The 14,608-nt window shown below is 38.6% G+C and carries 15 protein-coding genes; 14 read left to right on the forward strand and 1 reads right to left on the reverse strand.

Going from position 1 to position 14,608, the window contains the following annotated elements; genetic code table 11:
• The first annotated feature begins 138 nt into the window (after positions 1 to 138).
• The 14 genes from ACOVO2_RS19855 to ACOVO2_RS19920 all read left to right on the forward strand — a co-directional run bounded on the left by ACOVO2_RS19855 (position 139) and on the right by ACOVO2_RS19920 (position 14,012).
• Positions 139 to 1,389 carry a glutamate-5-semialdehyde dehydrogenase gene (locus tag ACOVO2_RS19855; RefSeq protein ID WP_421771651.1) on the forward strand — a complete coding sequence of 417 codons (1,251 nt, stop codon included), beginning with the start codon at positions 139 to 141 and terminating at the stop codon, positions 1,387 to 1,389.
• A gap of 172 nt (positions 1,390 to 1,561) precedes the next feature.
• The gene (locus ACOVO2_RS19860) at positions 1,562 to 3,868 is read left to right on the forward strand and encodes a PAS domain-containing sensor histidine kinase (RefSeq protein ID WP_421771652.1); all 2,307 of its coding nucleotides are present in this window, start codon (positions 1,562 to 1,564) and stop codon (positions 3,866 to 3,868) included.
• Between the two features lie 61 nt (positions 3,869 to 3,929).
• On the forward strand, positions 3,930 to 5,576 hold the full coding sequence (gene glgP, locus ACOVO2_RS19865; protein WP_421771653.1) for an alpha-glucan family phosphorylase: 1,647 nt from the start codon (positions 3,930 to 3,932) through the stop codon (positions 5,574 to 5,576).
• 118 nt (positions 5,577 to 5,694) lie between these two features.
• Positions 5,695 to 5,982, forward strand: coding sequence for a type II toxin-antitoxin system HigB family toxin (locus ACOVO2_RS19870; protein WP_421771654.1), 288 nt, complete (start codon positions 5,695 to 5,697; stop codon positions 5,980 to 5,982).
• On the forward strand, positions 5,966 to 6,325 hold the full coding sequence (locus ACOVO2_RS19875; protein ID WP_421771655.1) for a helix-turn-helix domain-containing protein: 360 nt from the start codon (positions 5,966 to 5,968) through the stop codon (positions 6,323 to 6,325). Before ACOVO2_RS19870 ends, ACOVO2_RS19875 begins: the two co-directional genes overlap by 17 nt.
• 54 nt (positions 6,326 to 6,379) lie before the next feature.
• On the forward strand, positions 6,380 to 7,222 hold the full coding sequence (locus ACOVO2_RS19880; RefSeq protein ID WP_350267205.1) for an AraC family transcriptional regulator: 843 nt from the start codon (positions 6,380 to 6,382) through the stop codon (positions 7,220 to 7,222).
• Positions 7,223 to 7,313: 91 nt separating this feature from the next.
• Positions 7,314 to 8,714 carry a 3-isopropylmalate dehydratase large subunit gene (leuC, locus tag ACOVO2_RS19885; protein ID WP_421771656.1) on the forward strand — a complete coding sequence of 467 codons (1,401 nt, stop codon included), beginning with the start codon at positions 7,314 to 7,316 and terminating at the stop codon, positions 8,712 to 8,714.
• Positions 8,715 to 8,815: 101 nt separating this feature from the next.
• On the forward strand, positions 8,816 to 9,412 hold the full coding sequence (gene leuD / locus ACOVO2_RS19890) for a 3-isopropylmalate dehydratase small subunit (protein ID WP_421771657.1): 597 nt from the start codon (positions 8,816 to 8,818) through the stop codon (positions 9,410 to 9,412).
• Between the two features lie 88 nt (positions 9,413 to 9,500).
• Positions 9,501 to 11,012: an alpha-isopropylmalate synthase regulatory domain-containing protein gene (locus ACOVO2_RS19895; RefSeq protein ID WP_421771658.1), complete on the forward strand. Its 1,512-nt coding sequence runs from the start codon at positions 9,501 to 9,503 to the stop codon at positions 11,010 to 11,012.
• A 30-nt stretch (positions 11,013 to 11,042) separates the two neighbouring features.
• The gene (locus ACOVO2_RS19900; protein WP_421771659.1) at positions 11,043 to 11,420 is read left to right on the forward strand and encodes a GxxExxY protein; all 378 of its coding nucleotides are present in this window, start codon (positions 11,043 to 11,045) and stop codon (positions 11,418 to 11,420) included.
• 52 nt (positions 11,421 to 11,472) lie between these two features.
• A complete protein-coding gene (gene leuB, locus ACOVO2_RS19905; protein ID WP_421771660.1) occupies positions 11,473 to 12,543 on the forward strand; it encodes a 3-isopropylmalate dehydrogenase in 1,071 nt (356 codons plus the stop codon).
• Between the two features lie 160 nt (positions 12,544 to 12,703).
• Positions 12,704 to 13,279: an OmpH family outer membrane protein gene (locus tag ACOVO2_RS19910; protein ID WP_421771661.1), complete on the forward strand. Its 576-nt coding sequence runs from the start codon at positions 12,704 to 12,706 to the stop codon at positions 13,277 to 13,279.
• 60 nt (positions 13,280 to 13,339) lie between these two features.
• Positions 13,340 to 13,840, forward strand: a complete 501-nt coding sequence (locus tag ACOVO2_RS19915) for a hypothetical protein (protein WP_421771662.1) — start codon at positions 13,340 to 13,342, stop codon at positions 13,838 to 13,840.
• Between the two features lie 4 nt (positions 13,841 to 13,844).
• The gene (locus tag ACOVO2_RS19920) at positions 13,845 to 14,012 is read left to right on the forward strand and encodes a hypothetical protein (protein ID WP_421771663.1); all 168 of its coding nucleotides are present in this window, start codon (positions 13,845 to 13,847) and stop codon (positions 14,010 to 14,012) included.
• A 71-nt stretch (positions 14,013 to 14,083) separates the two neighbouring features.
• On the opposite strand, the gene ACOVO2_RS19925 is transcribed toward ACOVO2_RS19920, so the two are convergent.
• The coding region (locus ACOVO2_RS19925; RefSeq protein WP_421771664.1) for an alpha/beta hydrolase family protein at positions 14,084 to 14,608 on the reverse strand (525 nt) is incomplete at its 5' end.

Raw genomic sequence — 14,608 nt, forward strand, 5'->3', positions numbered from 1 at the left:
GTAATTTTACGAAAAAATAGAATCAAGGCAATGTTTTGCTCGGGATTAATTAAAGTTATTCGAGCCAACGGTCAATAGACAACAGTCAACAGACGACTATCGACTGTTGTCCGTGAACAATGGACTTCCAAAAAAATTATGAATTCAATACTTCCTCTTTTACAGCAAACCCAACAAGCTTCGGCGTCAGTTCGCCGTTTGACCGATGCCCAACGCAGCGATTTATTAAATGAATTAGCCGCTATTGTTGAGCAATCAAAAGCACTGATAATGTCAGAAAATCAGAAAGATTTAGACTTGATGGACAAAGCTGACCCCAAATACGACCGTTTATTATTGACCGAAAGCAGGATTCAAGGTTTGGCCGATTCGTTGCGGGAAGTTGCTCTTTTGCCTGATCCAACGGGGGAAGTATTGATCGAAAGAAACCTCGAAAATGGCCTAAATATCAAGAAGATAGCCGTTCCGATGGGTGTTGTTGGCGTAATTTACGAATCTCGCCCCAACGTAACGATTGATGTCGCTTCGTTATGCATCCGCTCAGGTAATGCCTGCGTGCTGAAAGGTGGAAAGGAAGCAATTTTCTCTAATACTTGCTTGGTTGGATTGATTCATCAAGCTTTAGCAAAATTTGGTGTTGCAGCCGATGCTGTTTTGCTTTTACCAACCGACCGAAAATTTACCGAAGAACTACTAAAAGCTACTCGATTCGTAGATATTATCATTCCACGTGGGTCTGATTCACTCATTCAGTATGTTCGTCAGAATTCGCTTATCCCAACCATCGAAACTGGTGCGGGTGTGGTGCATACGTATATTGAAGAAAGTGCAGAATTAACAAAAGCGAAAGAAATTATTGTTAATGCCCGCGTTTCTCGTCCATCGGTCTGTAACTCGCTCGACTGTGCTATCGTTGATGAAGCCATTATTGATGAATTTTTACCAATGTTGGTAGAAGATTTCAAGAAATGGAATGTTGGCGTTTATGCCGATGAAAAATCATATGCTGTTTTTGAAAAAATTGGCTACGAAAACCTTTATCATGCTCAACCCGAAGATTTTGGTCGTGAATGGCTCGATTATAAAATTACAATCAAAACTGTGAGTGGTATTGATGAAGCATTGGCTCATATCCAAGCCTTTTCTTCTCGACACTCAGAGGCTATATTGACTAATAATCTGGCTTTTGCCGAAAGGTTTTTGGCCGAAGTCGATGCAGCAGCGGTTTATCATAATGCTTCCACTCGCTTTACCGATGGCGGACAATTTGGGCTCGGTGCAGAAATCGGTATTTCGACCCAAAAACTCCATGCCCGTGGGCCTTTTGCTCTCGAAAAACTCGTTACCGAAAAATGGGTAATTCTTGGTGATGGGCAGGTACGGTGGTAATTTCTAAAATTGTGGTATAACAATTTGTTCTTTTCAATTGTTTGATATATAAATCCAAAAATTGGTTTGCCTAAAACCATAGTATTTTATATCCTTAAGTTAAACTCTATACCACAGATACCTTACTAATAAGATTTTGCTGCCTATTTGAAGCTAAAAACACCAAAAGTATATGTCTAACTTAAAAATTTATGAGCAACTACTGAATTCAATCAATGAAGCTGTTTTAGTACAAGAAAACAATGCAAGTACGGCGGATGAAATAATTGTATTCGTAAATAATGCTTTTTGCGAAATTGTCAATTATTCAGCAAACGAACTAGTAGGCAATAGCTGCTCATTACTTTTTGGCACCAAGACCGATACTACGCTAATAAGTGAAAAGTCATCCTCTTCAGATAAGCAATTTTCGAATAATATTCTTTACGATAAGCACAACAAAGAGATATACTGTGCCATAGAAGCTTTTTCATTAGACAACTATCGGGTTTCTATCATCACAGTAAAAAACGAGCAAAGTTTTTCGAATAATAGTAACCTCGACAATGACTTTAATAGAACAGTGCTAGAAAGTAGCCCCGATTGCTTAAAAGTAATTGATGTGGAAGGCAGAATTCATTTTATGAACTTCAATGGGTTGTGCCAGATGGAAATCGATGATTTTGGTGAATTTAAATATAGGTACTGGTGGGATTTATGGGGTGAAGAAAACCGTGACCTTGTTAGGTCGGCAGTTGAAAAAGCTAAAAAAGGAGAATCGGCAAACTTCACGGCTTTTTGTGCAACAGCCAAAGGCACTCCCAAATGGTGGGATGTGATGGTTTCGCCTATTCGTCACAAAAGTCACGATGTATCACAAATCATTGCCACTTCTAGAGATGTTACTTTACAAAAAGAAACTTTAGAAAAACTCGAAAAAGGAAGTCAGTTACTATATACCGGACTAAAAGTTGCAAATGTAGGCATTGCAGAAATCAATTATGCCACCAATACCGTTACTTTATCTACTGAGGCCGCTCACATGTACGGGTTGTCTACAAGTCAACGTCAAATAAGCAGAGAAACCTTTCACCAAACAATTCATCCTCTTTGTAAGGTGGAAATGAAAAAGAAAATTGAAGGATTATTAAGTAATCATTCGAATGACTTCATGGAGGTTGAGCATCGAATTATCTTACCCGACAATCAAACTAGATGGTTGAAGGTGAGAATGAATATCTTTTTCGACCATTCTTTTGTGCCACCCAAACCCAAATACAGCATTTTAGCGGCACAGGATATTACCGAACAAAAAAATATACAAGAAGAAACTAAGCAAAACGAACTACGCTTTAAGACTTTAGCAAACTCTATTCCACAATTGGCATGGATGACTGATGCCGAGGGCTATATTTATTGGTACAACGATCGTTGGTATGAGTACACTGGCACGACATTCGAAGAAATGCAAGGATGGGGTTGGCAGAAAGTACATCACCCAGATTTAGTAGCTGGAGTAGTAGAAAAATTTAGTAATGCGATCCAAAAAGGTACAGATTGGGAAGATACTTTCTTATTAAGAGGAAAAGATGGCGAATATCGCTGGTTCTTGTCGCGTGCTACTGCTATCAGAAATAAAGATAACCAAGTTATTCAGTGGTTTGGCACAAATACTGATGTTTCGGTGGTAAAAGAATCTGAAAAAGCACTGAATTTATTGAATGCTTCTTTGGAAGAAAAAGTCAAGGTCCGTACCGAAGAGTTAGAACTAAAAAATCAAACACTTCAGCAAATGAATGAAGAGTTAGCAAGTTTTAATTTTATTGCCAACCATGACCTCAAAGAGCCACTTCGGAAGATACAACTTTTCACCAGCCTTGTCATTGAAGATAAATCGATTACTGAACAATCTACGCAATACCTAACAAAGGTACTCACGTCAGTGCATCGAATGCAAAATCTTCTAAATGATTTGCAGAAATATGCTGCTGCCAATGAAATGACTATTGCTTCGGAGTACTGCGATTTAAACCAAATACTTGAAAGCGTAAAACACCAGATCCAAGAAACATCGCCTCACACAGCAGTTAATTTTGAGATATCGCCCCTACCTGTTGTCAAAGGCCTTGAATTTTTACTAAATCAGTTATTTACAAATATCATTGAAAATTCGATTATTTATGCAAAGCAAAATCAGCCTATTTTAATCAAAATTCATGCAGAAGAAGTAAATGGCAGATTTATCAATGAAGAAAATGCTATTCCTTATCTTACTTATCATTGTATCAAAATTAGCGATAATGGAATAGGTTTTGACCAAATATATGCCAATAAAATTTTCGATTTATTTCAAAGATTACACACCAATAAAACCTACTCAGGCACAGGTATTGGCTTGGCTATTTGCAAAAAAATTGTCACCCGACTGAGTGGATTTATTGCCGCAAAAGGTGAAGTAAACGTGGGGGCAACTTTTATAATTTATTTGCCAAAAATTTAATTCTTAATTCGTAAATTCAGAAAATTCTCTACATTTGTCATAGAAAATAACCTATGATAAAATGAAAAATCTTCCTGAGCAATTTGCTCATCCGTATGCCTTTGCCCCAAAGTTTAAGAAATCTGCCGTTTATTTTTCGATGGAGTTTGCCATCGACCAAGCACTGAAAACCTATTCGGGTGGACTCGGTTTTTTGGCTGGCTCGCACATGCGTAGTGCGTATCAGTTGAAGCAAAACCTAGTTGGAATTGGTATTTTGTGGAAATACGGCTACTACGACCAAGTTCGTAATACCGACAACAGCATGGCCGTGCAGTTTCGTGAGAAAATGTATAGTTTTTTGCAAGATACGGGCGTTCGTTTCCAAATGAATATCCAAAATCGAGCGGTTTGGGTAGCGGCCTATTTCTTGCCTCCGACAACTTTTGGCACCGTTCCGATGTTTTTTCTGACCACCGACACCGATGGAAATGATACTTGGGGCAGGTCATTATCCTACCACCTTTACGATGCTGATGCTTCGATAAAAGTAGCTCAATGTATGCTTTTGGGTATTGGCGGAACTACGTTTCTTGATAAAATCAATTACGAACCCGACGTTTATCATTTCAACGAAGCTCATGCACTTTCAGGAGCTTTTCATCTGTACAAGAAGTTTGGAAAAGTTGCCGATGTAAAAAAACGTTTAGTTTTCACAACTCACACACCCGAAGAAGCTGGCAACGAAAAGCACGACATCAATATGCTCGAAAACATGAATTTCTTTGCTGGTGTACCGATGAATGAAGTTCGAAAGATTTCTGGAATTACTGATAATGTTTTCAATCACTCGTTAGTTGCTCTGCGTTTGAGCAGAAAAGCCAATGCCGTTTCGAAGCTTCATGGCGATGTTTCTCGCAAAATGTGGGGCGATTATGAAGGAATTTGTGAAATTACGCACGTAACCAACGCCCAAAATAATCTTTACTGGGCTGACGATATTTTGGAAGAAGCTCGCAAGAAAGGCGATGTAGAAACTATCTCTTCTCGCAAAAAGGAGCTGAAAGAAGTATTATTCAAAACCGTAGCCGACCAAGCAGGCAAACTCTTTAAACCAGAAGTGCTGACAATCATTTGGGCAAGAAGATTTGCTGCTTACAAACGCCCCGATTTGCTCACTCGTGACCGTGAACGCTTCGATAAATTAATGAAAAACACCAAATATCCGATTCAGTTTATTTGGGCAGGAAAACCTTATCCGTTTGATGGTGGAGCAATCAATAATTTCAATCAGTTGTATTATTTGAGTCATCTTTACCCAAATATGGCGGTGCTGACTGGGCATGAATTGAATTTATCGAAACTTATCAAAGATGGCTCTGATGTGTGGCTCAATACGCCAATTGTTACCCGTGAAGCATCAGGAACGAGTGGAATGACCGCAGCCATGAATGCTTCGCTCAATTTCTCGACTTTTGATGGTTGGGTTTGTGAATTTGCAACCGAACAAAACTCATTCGTTGTGCCAGTTGCACCTCATTCACCTGATTGGGAACGAGACCGAGTTGATATTCATAATATGCTTGATATGCTCGAAAATAAAATACTACCAACATACTATGACCGCCCCGACGAATGGCAAAAAATGGTTTTACAAAGCATGAATGATGTAAATGCGTTCTTCGACTCTGACCGCATGGCGGCGGAATATTATGAGAAGGTTTATTGATTGATTTAGATTATTGGCATAGTTTAAATCTATGCCAATAAATTATTTTGACAAATTTGTAACCATTTTGGGTACATTTTAATATATTTGTAAAGTGAGAATTATTTCGGTAAAAACATTGAAAATATTCTGGGATAGTGAGCATCAAGCCGAACAAGCTCTAAGAAGCTGGTATGATGAGACCGAAAAAGCAACTTGGAAAACACCCCAAGAATTGAAACAACAATATGTAAACGCTTCTATTTTAAACGAGAAAAGAGTAATTTTTAATATACATGGTAGTAAATATCGTTTGATTGTTGATATCGAATATCGTTTACAGATACTCTTTGTTGTTTGGGTTGGTACACATGCAGAATATGATAAAATTGACGCAAAAAAGATTAGTTATGCAAAAATTAATTAAAACAGAAACCGAATATGATGCCGCATTGGAGCGTATATACGAATTGATGCAAATGGATATACAAGCTAATTCGGAGGAGGAGGCAGAACTTGAAATTACCTCACTGTTGGTAAAGGAATATGAAAAAATACATTATCCCATTGCTCCACCGCATCCATTAGAAGCTATTAAGTTTCGTTTAGAACAAATGGGCCTAAAAGAAAGCGAACTCAGTAAAATACTTGGAAATCGTAGTCGTAAGTCTGATATAATGAATGGTCATCGAAAATTGAGCCTTTCAATGATTCGTACACTGCATAAAAAATTAAATATTCCTGCCGAAACATTGATTTTAGAATACTAAATCTATGGCTATTAAAAGTCAGTTTTATAGATAAACCTTTCAAAAGTCAAAGATATGCTACGTGTTCCTTCTTCGATAAGTTCAAAAGAATTTGAGTCTTTGCAGATCCAGGACATGACTTTTGTGGCTTATCGAAATAATATTTACCCTTCAAAAAACGAGATTTTCTTTGAGGAACACGCCATTATTTATGTACTCGAAGGCGAAAAAAAGTTTATTTCTCCTACGCAAGATATTCACGTTCAGAAAGGTCAGATTCTCTTTTTTCAGCGTGGCTGCTACTCAATGAATGAGTCGATAGATGTCAATTACAGAAGCCTTGTTTTTTTCTTTCCCGAAAACTTACTGAAGGAATTTGTGGCTCAAAACCTCACACTTTTTGAGGATTTGACCGAAAACGCCATCGAACAAATCTTGAGCCTCGAAAGCAGCGAAAATTTCGATAAGTTTGTTGATTCGCTGATTCCATTTTTTAGCACTCGCACTAAGCTAATGAATCAGTTTTTAAGACTGAAATTTAATGAGTTAATGCTGCATCTCATCGAACTCGACCGCAGCGACCAATTTCGTCAGACACTTTTTAATATCTATCAAGGTCAGAAAGCAGATTTGGCCTATTTTCTTGAAAATTACTACCTAAAACCCCTTTCAATTGCCGAATTAGCCCAAATTTCGGGGCGAAGCCTTTCTGCCTTCAAACGTGATTTTGAACTTCAATTTCATACTTCGCCCGCCGCTTGGATTAGAAATAAGCGTTTGGAGTATGCCTATTTTCTTCTACAAAACTCAAAGAAAAACGTTTCGGAGATAAGTCTCGAAATCGGTTATGAGAGTGTGTCGCATTTTATCAAGGCTTTCAAAGAAAAATACGGTTTTACGCCCAATAAAATCGCTTAAACCAAAAACGTTATTTTTTGGTCGTATTTCGTTAATCATTATTAGGTTATTATACTCAATTTTGCGACATAGAAAATTTATAATAATCAATATGTCAGCACCAAAATCATTATTTGACAAAGTATGGGATGCCCACGTTGTTCGTAACATCGAAGACGGCCCCGACGTTTTATTCATCGACCGCCACTTCATTCACGAAGTAACGAGTCCAGTTGCCTTTTTGGGTCTCGAAAGTCGTGGTTTAGGCGTACTTTTCCCAAATCGCACATTTGCAACAGCCGACCATAATACACCAACAATCAACCAACATTTACCAGTTCAAGACCCACTTTCGGCCAATCAGTTGAAAGCATTGGAAACCAACTCGGCTAAATACGGCATTTCGCACTGGGGATTAGGTCATGCAAAAAATGGTATCGTACACGTAGTAGGGCCAGAAAATGGTATCACACTTCCAGGAATGACTATCGTTTGTGGCGACTCTCATACTTCTACGCACGGTGCTTTTGGTGCAATTGCCTTCGGAATTGGTACTTCTGAGGTAGAAATGGTACTTTCTTCGCAATGTATCATGCAGCCAAAACCAAAGAAAATGCGTGTGACAATCAATGGTAAATTGGGTAAAGGTGTATTACCAAAAGACGTAACACTCTTTATTATTTCAAAACTTTCGGCAGCAGGTGCAACGGGTTATTTCTGCGAATATGCAGGCGAAGTTTTTGAAAATATGACGATGGAAGGACGTATGACGGTTTGTAATATGTCAATCGAAATGGGTGCGAGAGGTGGCATGATTGCCCCTGACGAAACTACTTTCGCTTACTTGAAAGGCCGTGAGCAAGCTCCAAAAGGCGAAGCTTGGGAAAAAGCTTTGGCTTACTGGAAAACTCTCAAAACCGACGAAGGAACAGTTTTCGATATAGAATATACGTTCGATGCGGCTGAAATTGAGCCACAAATCACTTACGGTACAAACCCGGGCCTTGGAACAGGTATTTCTAAAAATATCCCACAAGCTGCCAATGTATTGGATGGTGCTGCTTCGTATGCAAAATCATTGAACTACATGGGCTTTGCCGAAAACGACCAAATCATCGGTAAACCAATTGATTATGTTTTCTTGGGAAGCTGCACAAACGGCCGTATCGAAGATTTCCGTGCATTTGCTTCAATCGTGAAAGGACGTAAAAAAGCGGATAACGTAACGGCTTGGTTAGTACCAGGTTCGCACATTGTAGAATCTCAAATCAAAGAAGAAGGTATCTTGGATATTTTGACTGAAGCTGGTTTTGCTCTTCGTCAACCAGGTTGTTCGGCGTGTTTAGCGATGAATGATGATAAAATTCCTGCTGGAAAATACGCAGTTTCAACATCAAACCGAAACTTTGAAGGCCGTCAAGGGCCAGGTGCAAGAACACTTTTGGCCTCTCCGTTAGTGGCAGCAGCAGCCGCGGTTACAGGAAAAGTTACTGACCCAAGAGAGTTTTTATAATCAATTTTAAAATTCACCACGAAAGACACTTAAAATACTAAGTTCGCCTCTGTGAAACTCCGTGTTCTCCGTGCCTCCGTGGTAAAAAATATTCTAAAAAAATGGCTTACGATAAGTTCACTATATTAAAAAGCACCGCAGTTCCGATGCCAATCGAAAATGTGGATACCGACCAAATTATTCCTGCACGCTTCTTGAAAGCAACAAGCAGAGTCGATTTCGACAAAAACTTATTCAGAGACTGGCGTTATAACGCTGACGATACTCCGAAAGCAGACTTCGTATTAAATAACCCAATCTACTCTGGAAAAATCCTTGTAGGTGGCCGTAACTTCGGTAGTGGTTCAAGCCGTGAGCACGCCGCTTGGGCAATCTACGACTACGGTTTCCGTTGTGTAGTTTCGAGTTTCTTTGCTGATATCTTCAAAGGAAATGCCCTAAACATCGGTATTCTTCCAGTACAAGTTAGTCCAGAGTTTTTGCATAAAATCTTCACGGCTATCGAGGCAGACCCAAATACCGAACTTGAAGTAAACCTTCCTGCCCAAACTATTACAATTTTAGCAACGGGCGAGTCGGAGAGTTTCGGCATAAACGGCTATAAAAAGAACAACATGATTAACGGCTACGATGATATTGATTATCTCCAGTCTGTAAAATCAGAGATTTCGGCCTTTGCTGAGAAGAGTCTTTATTAATTTTGAATGATTAAATGAATGAATGAGTGAATGGGTTAAACCATTTTATTATTCTATCATTCTATCATTCGCACATTCAAAATTGAAGATGCGACACATTGAAATAATGGATACAACGCTCCGTGATGGTGAACAAACCAGCGGAGTATCTTTTTCAGCTACCGAAAAACTGGCAATTGCCCAGATGCTACTCACCGAAGTAAAGGTCGATAGAATCGAAGTGGCTTCGGCTCGTGTTTCGGAAGGCGAATTATTGGCAGTACAAAAAATCACCAATTGGGCAAAAGAACACGGTTTATTGGATAAAGTGGAGGTTTTGACTTTTGTTGATGGCGAAGCTTCAATCAATTGGATGCAACAAGCAGGTGCGAAAGTAATGAATTTATTGACCAAAGGCTCGATGAATCATCTGACGCACCAGTTGAAAAAAACTCCCGAACAGCACTTTGACGAAATTGCCCAAGTTATTTCTTTGGCAAAATCAAGAGGTATTGAAGCCAATGTTTATTTGGAAGATTGGAGCAACGGAATGCGAAATTCACAAGAATACGTTTTTCAATTCCTCGATTTTCTGAGTACTCAGCCAATCAAACGAGTACTTTTGCCCGATACTTTGGGGGTTTTAACGCCTTACGAAACCTACGATTTTATCAAGGCTATCGTTGAGCGTTATCCCAATCAGCATTTTGATTTTCACGCTCATAATGACTATGATTTAAGCGTAGCCAACGTCATGGAAGCCATTCGTGCGGGCGTGCAGGGTTTGCATCTGACCGTAAATGGCATGGGCGAACGCACAGGAAATGCTCCATTATCAAGTGTTATTGCGGTTATCAACGATTTTATTCCCGATGTAACTACTTCGGTTGTTGAGCAGTCGCTTTATACGGTCAGTAAGATTGTAGAAACTTTTTCGGGTTTTGGAATCCCTGTCAATAAACCTGTTATTGGTGAAAACGTATTTACGCAAACGGCTGGTATCCATGCCGACGGCGATAATAAAAACAATCTCTATTTCAACGATTTGATGCCTGAGCGTTTCGGACGTACTCGAAAATATGCTCTCGGCAAAACATCAGGTAAGGCCAATATTGAGAAAAATCTCCAAGAAATTGGTATTTCTCTTTCGCCCGAAGAAATCAAGAAAGTTACGCAAAGAATCATCGAACTCGGCGACCGCAAAGAAGTCGTTACGAAAGAAGATTTGCCATATATTATCTCCGATGTGCTTGATAGTGAAGCAGTTGCCGAGCGTGTGCATGTACTTAATTATGTGATGACTCACTCGAAAAATCTTCGCCCTTCGGCCACTTTAATGGTAAAAATCGACGAGGATATTTTTGAAGAAAACGCTCAAGGCGATGGACAATACGATGCGTTTATGAATGCTTTGAAGAAGATTTATGTGAAGAAAAAACTAAGTCTTCCGACGCTGACAGACTATGCCGTAAGGATTCCGCCAGGTGGAAAAACCGATGCACTTTGTGAAACCATCATTAGTTGGGAATACAACGAAAAAAGCTTCAAAACTCGTGGTTTAGATTCAGACCAAACTGTTTCAGCAATCAAAGCTACTCAGAAGATGTTGAATTTGATATGATTTTTGTTTTTAACCACAAAGATACAAAGTATGGCACAAAGTTCTCAAAGTTTAGACTATCAAATTCTTGGGTGTGCTTTAGAAGTTCATAAGGCTTTAGGGCCTGGACTTTTAGAAAGTGCTTATAAAGAGTGCCTTTACTATAAAATTCAAAAATCAGGCCTATTTGTTGAGAAAGAAAAACCAATGCCTCTGATTTTCGAGGAAGTCAAGCTTGAGTGTGGTTATAGACTTGACCTATTAGTTGAAAATAAAATTGTTGTAGAGTTAAAATCCGTTGAAGCCCTTAATGATGTGCATTTGGCACAAGTACTGACATACATGCGTTTGGGTAAATTCAATTTAGGATTCCTTATAAATTTTAATGTATCTATTCTAAAAAATGGAATAAAAAGAGTTATCCTTTGAGTACTTTGTGAAAATCTTAGTGTTCTTCGTGGTAAAAAAGTAAAACAAAAACATGAAAAAACATATTCTAATCGTCCCAGGTGACGGAATTGGGCAGGAAGTAACTGCCGTAGGTAAAAAAGTTGTAGAGAAAATCGCTGCAAAATTTGGTCATGAATTTACTTATGACGAAGCACTCATCGGTCACGCTGCCATCGAAGCAACTGGCGACCCGCTTCCAGAAGAAACACTCGTAAAAATGAAAGCCTCTGATGCCGTTTTATTCGGTGCAGTTGGTCATCCAAAATACGATAATGACCCTTCTGCAAAAGTTCGTCCAGAACAAGGTTTATTGAAAATGCGTAAAGAATTAGGCTTGTACGCAAACCTTCGACCAATCAAACTTTTTGATGAATTATTAGAGGCATCAAGTATCAAACCAGAGCTTCTGAAAGGAGCAGATATTTTGTTCTTCCGTGAATTAACAGGTGATGTTTATTTCGGAAAACGTGAGCGTATCGACGAAGGAAATACAGCTTACGACACAATGATTTATTCAAAATACGAAGTTGAGCGTATCGCACGCAAGGCATTCGATGCTGCCATGACTCGTGGCAAAAAATTGATGTCGGTTGATAAAGCAAACGTACTCGAAAGTAGCCGTTTGTGGCGTGAAGTAGTGCTTGAAGTAGCCAAAGACTACCCAGAAGTACAACTCGAACACCAATTTGTTGACGCAGCAGCCATGCTCCTCATCAAAGACCCACGTAAATTTGATGTAGTAGTAACAGGTAATCTTTTCGGAGATATTCTTACCGACGAAGCCTCTCAAATTGCTGGTTCGATGGGAATGTTAGCTTCGGCTTCAATCGGAGATAGCACGGGCGTTTATGAGCCAATCCACGGTTCTGCTCACGATATTACAGGCAAAGGCGTTGCAAACCCACTCGCTTCGATTTTATCAGCAGCTTTGATGTTGGATATTTCGTTTGGTTTAAAAGCTGAATCGGAAGCGATTATTGCGGCCGTTGATGCCACTTTGAAAGCTGGCTACCGTACGGGCGATATTGCAGATGCCAACACACCAAAAGATATGATTTTGGGAACAGATGCAATGGGCGAGCAAATCTTGTCAAGAATCTAATAAACGTCTGAACCGCAGGTCTGACGTTTTATCATAGTGCAAATGTAAAGAAGGTCAGACCTGCGGTTCAGACCTTAAAAAGGCGAGTTTTACTCGTCTTTTTTGTTTTCAGTAAGAAATATTCCGTAATTTTGATTAAAAAAACACCCAAATCAAACTAATGAAAAAAACAGTTTTTATCGCTATTATATTACTAATCAGTCAATTAGGATTTTCACAAGCACCTAAGCCAGCTACACAAGGCCTAAAACTTGCGTATGTTTATGAAGATTATATTCTTCAGAATGTAAAAGAAATGAAGAATCTTCAAGCCGAAATCGCTTCAAAAAAAGTAGGTTTTGAAACAAAACTCGAGCAAAAAGCAAAAAAATATCAAGAAGAATATGAAGCTTATCAAGCCATGATGAAAGATATTACGGGTCTTACGACAGATTCTTTAAATGCTAAACTAAAACTTGTGCAGAACCTAAAAAAAGATGCAGAAGAATTTCAAGCAAATTCAGAGACCGAATTACAAAAAATGATTCAAGATAAATTTTTGGCAATTCGAGAAAAAGTAAATGCTACTATCAAGACCGTAGCTGCCGAAAAAGGTTATAAGATTGTGTTCAGAAGAAATGCTGATTCAGGAAATAGAGAATCAAATACCGTGATGCTCTATTCTGCCGATAATGGAAAAGACGACCTCACGGATGCGGTTTTAATCAAAATGGGGACAATTCCGCCGAAGAAATAATATCAGTCTCGGAAAGACCCACTTTCTTTGATTATAAAAGAAAATTGATTAAATTGTATCATGAATTATATCTCTGAAAAAATAGATAAACTTACTAATTCTATAGAAAATGCTTTTTCAGGCGATAGATTTGACACAGAAATAAGTGAAGTAAAAGCTTCTGAAATAAAAAAAGCCGATTGGCTGTTTGATTGGAAAAAAGAAATAAATTATAAATCGAAACAAGTTTACAAATTTACAATCAAAGACAATTCAAAAATCATTCAAGGTTTAATGAGTTTAGAAGTGCGACAAGGGCATATTTTCCTGCATTTAGTCGAAAATGCTAAATTTAATAGAGGAAAAAATAAAATATATTTAGGTGTTGCAGGAAACTTGTTTGCTTATGCCTGTAAAGTAGCTTTTGAAATGGATTTTGGAGGATATGTTTCATTCGTTGCAAAATCAGCACTACGAGAACATTATGCTAAAACATTAGGGGCGGAAGTGCTTTTTAATAATAATATGGTTATAGATACTGCTTCCGCTACAAAATTAGTCAATCAATATTTTAATAAATAAAATCATGGGACTCATAAAAGAACCTCTCGAAATTGATTTAATTGTAGATAGTCGAGGCTTAACACCAAAGGATTTGGATAATATTGATGTTGCTATTAATCAACATAAAATGGCTCAACGAAATAAAAAAGCAACGTTGATTCGACCAACTCGTAAAATATTACAGCAGTAAAATCAAAAACGCCCAGCTATTTTTCAATAGCTGGGCGTTTTACTATCGACTGTTGTCAGTGGACTATCGACTTATTTAGCTTCTTTCACATATTTCTTCAACCATTCATTTTGCTCCCAAAGCATGTGAAGTAGGTTTTCTTTACCTCGGTAGCCGTGAGCTTCGTAAGGTAAAAACACAAAACGTACCGTTCCGCCGTGCCCTTTGATAGCCGCAAACATACGCTCACTATTGATTGGGAATGTACCAGGATTATCATCAGAGTCGCCATGAATCAATAAAAGTGGCGTTTTGATTTTATCAGCGTAGCTAAACGGACTCATTTTATAATACAAATCAGGTGCTTCCCAATAAGTTCGGTCTTCAGCCTGAAAACCGAATGGTGTCAGTGTGCGGTTATAAGCTCCACTTCGTGCAATTCCTGCTTTGAATAACTTTGTGTGGCTCAATAAGTGGGCAGTCATAAAAGCACCGTAGCTATGCCCGCCAACTGCCATACGATTTCTGTCACCTACGCCCATTTCTGCCAAATGATTAACCGCCGCTTCGGCATTTAGTGTGAGTTGCTCAATAAAATTATCGTTTGGTTTGGTATC

The organism is Emticicia sp. (assembly GCF_049241225.1).
Lineage (GTDB): Bacteria > Bacteroidota > Bacteroidia > Cytophagales > Spirosomataceae > Emticicia.

What these genes read in the sequence shown, in the direction of transcription:
- ACOVO2_RS19855 (WP_421771651.1), top strand. Translation starts at nt 139, where the DNA reads ATGAATTCAATACTTCCTCTTTTACAGCAAACCCAACAAGCTTCGGCG.
- ACOVO2_RS19860 (WP_421771652.1), top strand. Translation starts at nt 1,562, where the DNA reads ATGTCTAACTTAAAAATTTATGAGCAACTACTGAATTCAATCAATGAA.
- glgP (WP_421771653.1), top strand. Translation starts at nt 3,930, where the DNA reads ATGAAAAATCTTCCTGAGCAATTTGCTCATCCGTATGCCTTTGCCCCA.
- ACOVO2_RS19875 (WP_421771655.1), top strand. Translation starts at nt 5,966, where the DNA reads ATGCAAAAATTAATTAAAACAGAAACCGAATATGATGCCGCATTGGAG.
- ACOVO2_RS19880 (WP_350267205.1), top strand. Translation starts at nt 6,380, where the DNA reads ATGCTACGTGTTCCTTCTTCGATAAGTTCAAAAGAATTTGAGTCTTTG.
- leuC (WP_421771656.1), top strand. Translation starts at nt 7,314, where the DNA reads ATGTCAGCACCAAAATCATTATTTGACAAAGTATGGGATGCCCACGTT.
- leuD (WP_421771657.1), top strand. Translation starts at nt 8,816, where the DNA reads ATGGCTTACGATAAGTTCACTATATTAAAAAGCACCGCAGTTCCGATG.
- ACOVO2_RS19895 (WP_421771658.1), top strand. Translation starts at nt 9,501, where the DNA reads ATGCGACACATTGAAATAATGGATACAACGCTCCGTGATGGTGAACAA.
- ACOVO2_RS19900 (WP_421771659.1), top strand. Translation starts at nt 11,043, where the DNA reads ATGGCACAAAGTTCTCAAAGTTTAGACTATCAAATTCTTGGGTGTGCT.
- leuB (WP_421771660.1), top strand. Translation starts at nt 11,473, where the DNA reads ATGAAAAAACATATTCTAATCGTCCCAGGTGACGGAATTGGGCAGGAA.
- ACOVO2_RS19910 (WP_421771661.1), top strand. Translation starts at nt 12,704, where the DNA reads ATGAAAAAAACAGTTTTTATCGCTATTATATTACTAATCAGTCAATTA.
- ACOVO2_RS19915 (WP_421771662.1), top strand. Translation starts at nt 13,340, where the DNA reads ATGAATTATATCTCTGAAAAAATAGATAAACTTACTAATTCTATAGAA.
- ACOVO2_RS19920 (WP_421771663.1), top strand. Translation starts at nt 13,845, where the DNA reads ATGGGACTCATAAAAGAACCTCTCGAAATTGATTTAATTGTAGATAGT.